The 6,982-nt window shown below is 66.7% G+C and carries 7 protein-coding genes; all 7 read right to left on the bottom strand.

All coding sequences use genetic code 11. The features are described 5' to 3' along the window. Positions 1-112: 112 nt before the first annotated feature. The 7 genes from der to ndk all read right to left on the bottom strand — a co-directional run bounded on the left by der (position 113) and on the right by ndk (position 6,742). Complete coding sequence (der, locus tag ABGA94_RS21110; RefSeq protein WP_005413118.1) at positions 113-1,510, bottom strand: ribosome biogenesis GTPase Der; 1,398 nt, start codon at positions 1,508-1,510, stop codon at positions 113-115. An 18-nt stretch (positions 1,511-1,528) separates the two neighbouring features. Further along, positions 1,529-2,737, bottom strand: coding sequence for an outer membrane protein assembly factor BamB (bamB, locus tag ABGA94_RS21105; RefSeq protein ID WP_005416243.1), 1,209 nt, complete (start codon positions 2,735-2,737; stop codon positions 1,529-1,531). After that, entirely contained in the window at positions 2,737-3,375 is a 639-nt protein-coding gene (locus tag ABGA94_RS21100; protein ID WP_014036903.1) for a tetratricopeptide repeat protein, read from the bottom strand. Before ABGA94_RS21100 ends, bamB begins: the two co-directional genes overlap by 1 nt. Positions 3,376-3,440: 65 nt before the next feature. Continuing rightward, positions 3,441-4,310, bottom strand: a complete 870-nt coding sequence (locus ABGA94_RS21095; RefSeq protein ID WP_049413003.1) for a RodZ domain-containing protein — start codon at positions 4,308-4,310, stop codon at positions 3,441-3,443. 18 nt (positions 4,311-4,328) lie between these two features. Then, positions 4,329-5,114: a type IV pilus biogenesis/stability protein PilW gene (gene pilW / locus ABGA94_RS21090; RefSeq protein ID WP_375368034.1), complete on the bottom strand. Its 786-nt coding sequence runs from the start codon at positions 5,112-5,114 to the stop codon at positions 4,329-4,331. After that, entirely contained in the window at positions 5,101-6,306 is a 1,206-nt protein-coding gene (gene rlmN / locus ABGA94_RS21085) for a 23S rRNA (adenine(2503)-C(2))-methyltransferase RlmN (RefSeq protein ID WP_005409296.1), read from the bottom strand. Before rlmN ends, pilW begins: the two co-directional genes overlap by 14 nt. 10 nt (positions 6,307-6,316) lie before the next feature. Continuing rightward, positions 6,317-6,742 carry a nucleoside-diphosphate kinase gene (ndk, locus tag ABGA94_RS21080; protein WP_375368032.1) on the bottom strand — a complete coding sequence of 142 codons (426 nt, stop codon included), beginning with the start codon at positions 6,740-6,742 and terminating at the stop codon, positions 6,317-6,319. Positions 6,743-6,982 lie beyond the last annotated feature (240 nt).

Below are 6,982 nucleotides of genomic sequence, written 5' to 3'. Positions count from 1 at the left end.
GGCCGGCATGGCCATGAACGCACCGGACGACCCGAGGTTGCCGGCCAGCGGCCGGCACTACCGGTAGGGGCGCGAACAAAAAAGGCGGCCCTGCGGCCGCCTTTTTCGTGAATCACTTGCCCTTGACGTGCTTCATCAAGCGCCGCTTGGCCTTGACCTGCCGCTCGGTGAGGACGTTCTTCTTGCCCTCGTACGGGTTGGTACCCTCGCGGAAGATGAAGCTCACCGGCGTGCCGATCAGCTTGAAGCGCTTGCGGAAGAAGTTCTCCAGGTAGCGCTTGTACGACTCCTGCAGTTCCTTCAGGCGCGTACCGTGCACGATGAAGGTCGGCGGGTTGGAACCGGCCGGGTGCACGTAGCGCAGCTTGGAGACGTGGCCGCGAATGGTCGGCGGCGGGTTGGTCTCGTAGGCCACTTCCAGCGCCTTGTTCACTTCGCTGGTGGTGAAGGTCTTGTTCGCCGATTCGTGCGCACGATGCACCGCACGGAACAGCTCACGCAGGCCCGAGCCATGCTTGGCCGAGATGCGCACCGATTCGGCCCACGGCACGAAGCCCAGCTTCAGCGACAGCATGGTTTCCGCCTGCTCGCGCTGGTACTCGGTCAGGCCATCCCACTTGTTGATGGCGATCACCAGCGCGCGGCCGGCGTCGAGCACGGCACCGAGCACGGTGGCGTCCTGGTCGGTCACGCCTTCGGTGGCGTCGAGCATCAGCACGGCCACCTGGCACTGCTCGATCGACTGCATGGTCTTGACCACCGAGAACTTCTCGACGACCTCATCCACGCGCGAACGACGGCGCAGGCCGGCGGTGTCGATCAGGCGGTACTCACGGCCGTCGCGCTCCAGGTCCACCGCGATCGAGTCGCGGGTGGTACCCGGCACGTCGGAGGCGATCATGCGCTCCTCGCCGAGGATGCGATTGACCAGGGTCGACTTGCCCACGTTCGGGCGGCCGACAAAGGCGATGCGGATGCGGTTCGGGTCGTTGTCCAGCTCTTCGCCGCTGCCTTCTTCCGGCAGGCGCTGGATCACTTCGTCCAGCAGGTCGTCCAGACCCTGGCGATGCGCAGCCGAGACGGTCAGCATCTCGCCGAAGCCATAACGGGCGAACTCGGAACGCACGCTGTCCTCGTCGGTGCCGTCGATCTTGTTGATCAGCAGCAGCGTCGGGCGCGACAGCTTGCGCAGCCAGGCCAGGATCTCGTCGTCCAGCGCCGAGGTGCCCTCGCGGGCATCGACGACGAACAGGATCAGGTCGGCTTCGGCCGCGGCCGCACGGGCCTGGCGCGTGGTAGCGCCGGCCAGGCCTTCGTCTTCCCCGGCGATACCACCGGTATCCACGACGAGGAAATGGTTGTCCTCGTCGAGGCGGCAGACACCGTAGTTGCGGTCGCGGGTGACGCCGGGCTGGTCATGGACCAGCGCGTCACGGGTGCGCGTAAGCGCATTGAAAATAGTCGACTTGCCGACATTCGGCCGTCCAACCAGGGCGACCAGAGGCAGCATCGCGATTACTCCAATTTTTTAGTTTGCCAACCGGAAGGCGGTCAGCTTGCCATCCACGTTCTGCACCAGCAGCACCCCGTCGACGACGACCGGCTGGGCCAGCAGGGCGTCGCCGCCACTTTTTGCCCGTGCCGCCATCGCACCATCGGAGGCCTGCAACCAGTGCACGTATCCCTTGTAGTCACCGACCACGACGTAGTCGCCGTGCAGTGCCGGGCCGGTCAGGGAGCGACGGGCCAGTGCCGTCTGCGACCACATGGCTGCGCCGCTGGCCTTGTCCAGGCCGAACACGCCTCCCTTGTTGTCGGTCACGAACACATTGCCCGACGACACCGCCACGCCACCTGCGCCGCCATGGTCGCGCGCCCACAGCGGGCGACCGGTCGGGCCTTCGATGGCCATGGTCTGGTTCTTGAAGCTGCTCACGTACAGGGTGTTGCCATCGAGCACCGGTGCGCCGTCGACGTCCGCCATGCGCTCCAGCTCGGTGCGACCTTCGCCGTTGCCGAGGTTCTGTTCCCACAGCGTGCGGCCATCCTGCTGGGCCAGGGCCGCAACCGCGCCCTCGTCCTTGCCGATGAACAACACGCCCGGGCCGGTCACCACCGGCGCGTTGCCGCGCACGGTCAGCGCCGGCAGCTCGCTCGGGTTGAACCACTTCTGGGTGCCATTGCCGACATCGAAGGCGGTCACACGACCGTCGTTGCTGCGCACGTAGACCATGCCCTGGGCAACGGCCGGCGCGGCGATGACTTCACCCGGAACACGGGCGCGCCACTTCTCGCTGCCGTCGTTGATGTCCAGCGCGATGACCTGGCCATCCAGCGTGCCGATCACGACCAGGTTCTCACCGACACCCGGGCCGCCGGACAGGCGCAGCTTGGCCTTCTTCTTTTCCTTCTTCGGCTCCCAGGTCCAGACCTTCTTGCCGGTCTGCAGGTCGATGGCGTGCACGCCACCGGTGATCGCCGCAGCGAACACGTGGCCGTTGGCCACCGCCGGGCCCTGGCGCACACCGATGCGACGCTCGCCCTTGCCGAGGTTGACCGACCAGATCTTGCTGACCTTCACGGTCGGCTCGAACTTGACCAGCTCAGCCGGTTCCTGTGCCTTCTTCGCCGCCGCGTCCTTGCCAGCGAACCAGCCCTTCATGGTGCCGCAGCCGGTCAGGGCCATGCCCATCAGGAGCACGGTGGCGACGCGGGTGATCATGACCTTCTGACTCATCAAACCGACTCCGCAGGGGCGGCAACGGTGCCGCCGGCGTCCATAACCTTGGTTTCCAGCAGGCGCCGCTGCGGCGCTGCCACGTCCAGCGTCTTCAGCGCCTTCTCGTACTGTACGCGGGCGTCGTCACGCTTGCCCTGCGCCATCAGCGCATCGCCATGGATTTCCAGGCTGCTGCTGTCGGTGGCGCTGCCCAGCAGCTTGATGGCCTCGTCGCTCTTGCCGGTGGCCACCAGCAGGCGGGCCACACGCTGGTCGACCACGCGCTGCAGGTCGCCTTCGACCTTCACGTTGCGCAGGGTGGCCAGTGCCTCTTCGTTCTTGCCGGCGTCGACCTGGGCCTTGGCCAGCTGCAGCGCCGCGAGGTCGCCGTAGATGCTGGACGGACCGGCTTCGAGCGCCTTGACCGCCTTGGCGGCGTCGTCGAGCTTGTTCTGCTGCAGGCCCTGCAGGGCCTTCTGGTACTCGACATTGGCCGAGGCCAGCTTGCTGCCCTGCTCCTTCTGGTACCACTGCCAGCCGGCAATGGCACCGATGGCGATGACTACGCCACCGAGGATGCTGGCGCCATTCTTCCGCAGCCAGCTGCGGACGCGTTCACTTTGTTCGTGCTCGTCGAGCAGATCGTCGATCGCCATGCGTACTCTCGCCCCGCCCGTCGGGAGGGACCATTGGGTTTAATCGAAGGTGGTGAAACCGCGCCTCAGTGCGAAACCGGGACTACGGAGCCTTCAGAGGATACCTGAAAGCGTGCCACGTTGGCTCGCTGGTAGGGGGTCAGATCGACGATAGCGCCGTTCTGCTGAACCTGGACCGCCGAGGCGTTGCCCAGGGTCACCCGGGTCACCTGGCCCGGCGTGAAGCTGCGGGTCTCGCCGGACTTGATCAGTGCCTTCTCGACGGTGCTGCCGTCCGGGCCGCCGATGTCGACCCAGCTGTCGCCGCTGAACTGCATTTCCAGCGCATTGCCGGCAGCCGGGGCCGGCGCCGGGCGCGGCACCGGGGCCAGCGAGGCGACGTAAGGGGTGGCCGCCGGCTTGCTGGCCGGGGCCGTGGCCGCTTCGGCCGGGGCGGCCGTCTCGCTACCAGCTGCGGACGGCGTGACCGGCACGGCGGCCGGGATCACGTCCAGCGAGGCGGTGCTCGGCGACGGGGTCGCGCTACCGTCGAAGTGGCCACGGGTGGCGAACCACACCGGCACCGCCAGCACGGCGGTGATGCCCACATACAGCACGCGCCGGCCGAGGTTCTCGGCAATGCGGCGCGCACGCGGGGTATGGGTATGGCTGACCAGGGTGGGCGGAACCACCGGGCCGACCTGGGCCTGCTCCAGCAGCTCGCCCACGTCCACGTCGAGCAGGCGCGCATAGCTGCGCAGCTGGCCGCGCACGAACACCGGCGCCCCCAGCTTCTGCCATTGTTCCTCTTCCAGGGACTTGACCACCTGGACCGGCATGCGCAGGCGCGAGCCGACATCTTCGAGGGTCAGTCCGGCCGCTTCACGGGCCTGGCGCAGGCGGGTGCCGCAGCCGGCCGCAGTCTCGAGAGCGCTCACAGTCTGGTCATCAATCACAATGCATCAACCCTGGAGTTAGGAGCCCGCATCCTGCGGAAATTCCTGTCGAATCCGCTGCAGATAGCGATCAGATGCCGCCCGATCGCCCAGCTTCACTTCGATTTGAGACGCAAGTTGTAACACGGAACGCGTTGCGGGTGCAGCCGCAATCCTACGTTCGGCGAACGCCCGGGCCTCCATGTAGCGGCCCTGGTGGAAGCTCAGCTGGGCCATCGACTCCAGCGCAACCGGGTTGGCCGGCGCCGCGACGAGTGCCGCGCGCAGGTCGCGCTCGGCACGTTCGAGCTGCCCAGCGTCCAGTGCGCAGCTGCCGGCATTGGCCTGCGCTTCGCCCGGGGTGGCATAGCCCGGCGCCTGCAGCGCCCGGTCGAACCAGACCAGCGATTCGGCCGACTGGCCCTGCTGGCACAACCAGGCACCGTAGTTGTTGAGCACGTCCCCGCGCTGCGGCGCCAGCTCGGCGGCCTTGCGGAAATTCTCGCCCGCCTGGCGGGTGCGGCCACGACGGTCATCGATGCCGGCCTGCAGCACCAGCGCATCGGGCGCCTCGGGCGCCAGCTTCAGCGCTTCGCGCACCTTGCGCTCGGCGGCGTCGAGATTGCCGACCTGCATGTCACGGGTCGCCAGGGTCAACAGGTCGCGCCAGCGCACTTCGCGCCGCACGCTTTCCGGGTCAGCCACCGAATAGACCGGCGCCTGGCTCGGCCCGAGCTTGGCCTTGGGATGGGATTTGCAGCCGCCGACCGCAACGGCCAGCATGCCTGCGAACAGAACCAGCCAGAGGCGGTCAGGCCGCGGCATCACTCCCCTTCCCCGCCTGCAGCGTCTTGTTGAACTCCGCCTGGCGGCGGGTGCGGTCCATCACCTGGCCCTTGAGCTGGCCACAGGCGGCGTCGATGTCGTCGCCACGGGTGCGGCGGACCATGGTCAGCACGTTGCTGTCGAGCAGGATCTTCTGGAAGGCGCGGATGTGCGCTTCTTCCGAACGCTCGTAGCGGGTGCCCGGGAACGGGTTGAACGGGATCAGGTTGACCTTGCCCGAATCCTTGGCCTGCACCGCGTTGTCGAACTGGCGCATCAGGCGGGCCAGCTCGCGGGCATGCTCGGGCTTGTCGTTGATGCCCTTCATCAGGGTGTATTCAAAGGTGACCGACTCGCGGCGCTTGTTGGCGCGCAGGTAGCGTGCGCACGAGGCCATCAGCTCGGCGATCGGGTACTTCTTGTTGAGCGGCACCAGCGTCTCGCGCAGCGCGTCGTTCGGCGCATGCAGCGACACCGCCAGCGACACGTCGCTTTCGGCAGACAGGCGGTCGATCTGCGGCACCAGGCCAGAGGTCGACAGGGTCACGCGCTTGTTGGCCAGGCCGTAGCCCAGGTCGTCGCGCATCACGCTCATGGCGCGCACGACGTTGTCGAAGTTCATCAGCGGCTCGCCCATGCCCATCATCACCACGTTGGTGAGGCGGCGCATCTGGTGCGGCACGTTGCCCAGGTGGCGTGCGGCAACCCACACCTGGCCGATGATCTCGGCGGTGGTCAGGTTGCGGTTGAAGCCCTGGGTAGCGGTGGAGCAGAACGTGCAGTTCAGGCCGCAACCGACCTGCGAGGACACGCACAGCGTGCCGCGGGTCTTGTCCGGGATGTACACGGTCTCGATGGCGTTCTTGCCATCCACGCCCATTGCCAGCAGCCACTTGTGGGTACCGTCGGCGGAGGGCTTGTCGAACACGATGTTGGGAACCAGCACCTCGGCATGGGCCTGCAGCTTGGCGCGCAGGACCTTGCCGAGGTCGGTCATTTCATCGAAATCGGTGACGTAGCGATGGTGGATCCACTTCATCACCTGATGGGCACGGAACTTCTTTTCGCCGAGAACCTCGACGAAAAACTTCTCCAGGCCCGCGCGATCAAGGTCGAGCAGGTTCTGCTTGCCAGCCGTGGGCGCCGACTTCGGCAGCGGCTGGATGGCGGGGGACTGTACGACCTCGTTCACGGCATTACTCTCAGCGCGAGACGACTTCGGTGGCGGCGAAGAAGTAGGCGATCTCAATCGCGGCATTCTCGACCGAGTCCGAGCCGTGGGCGGCGTTGGCATCGATGGATTCGGCGAAGTCGGCGCGGATGGTGCCCGGCGAGGCTTCCTTCGGGTTGGTGGCGCCCAGCAGGTCGCGGTGGGCCAGGACGGCATTCTCGCCTTCCAGGGCCTGGATCATCACCGGGCCGGAGATCATGAACTCGACCAGCGCGTTGAAGAACGGACGCTCGCGGTGCACGGCGTAGAAGCCTTCGGCTTCACGACGGGACAGCTGCTTGTACTTGGCGGCCACGACCTTCAGGCCGGCCTTCTCGAAGCGGGCGTAGATTTCGCCGATGACGTTCTTGGCAACGGCGTCCGGCTTGATGATCGAAAGGGTGCGCTCCAGCGCCATGGGATGTCTCCAATGGAATCGGGCCGCTGATGGCCCGAAGGGTAACATGAAAAAAACCCGCGTCGGGACGCGGGCTTAGCCTGATAAACGTAGGCGAATTGTAAAAGATAAAGCCGCGGCATGGTAGTGCCGGTCGCCGGCCGGCAACCCCGTCGCGGCCAAGGGTCGGATTCCCGCAGGGGCTCTGACCCATTCCGGGGCCCACCGTTGGGGTCGGAGCCCCATTCGGGGATCCGACCC

Source organism: Stenotrophomonas sp. 3diitr2024 (assembly GCF_042136455.1).
GTDB classification, from domain to species: Bacteria; Pseudomonadota; Gammaproteobacteria; order Xanthomonadales; family Xanthomonadaceae; genus Stenotrophomonas; species Stenotrophomonas sepilia.
Note: the sequence above shows the minus strand (reverse complement) of the source record. Positions and strands in the feature narration are given on the sequence as shown.

What these genes read in the sequence shown, in the direction of transcription:
- ABGA94_RS21100 (WP_014036903.1), bottom strand. Translation starts at nt 3,375, where the DNA reads ATGGCGATCGACGATCTGCTCGACGAGCACGAACAAAGTGAACGCGTC.
- pilW (WP_375368034.1), bottom strand. Translation starts at nt 5,114, where the DNA reads ATGCCGCGGCCTGACCGCCTCTGGCTGGTTCTGTTCGCAGGCATGCTG.
- der (WP_005413118.1), bottom strand. Translation starts at nt 1,510, where the DNA reads ATGCTGCCTCTGGTCGCCCTGGTTGGACGGCCGAATGTCGGCAAGTCG.
- ndk (WP_375368032.1), bottom strand. Translation starts at nt 6,742, where the DNA reads ATGGCGCTGGAGCGCACCCTTTCGATCATCAAGCCGGACGCCGTTGCC.
- bamB (WP_005416243.1), bottom strand. Translation starts at nt 2,737, where the DNA reads ATGAGTCAGAAGGTCATGATCACCCGCGTCGCCACCGTGCTCCTGATG.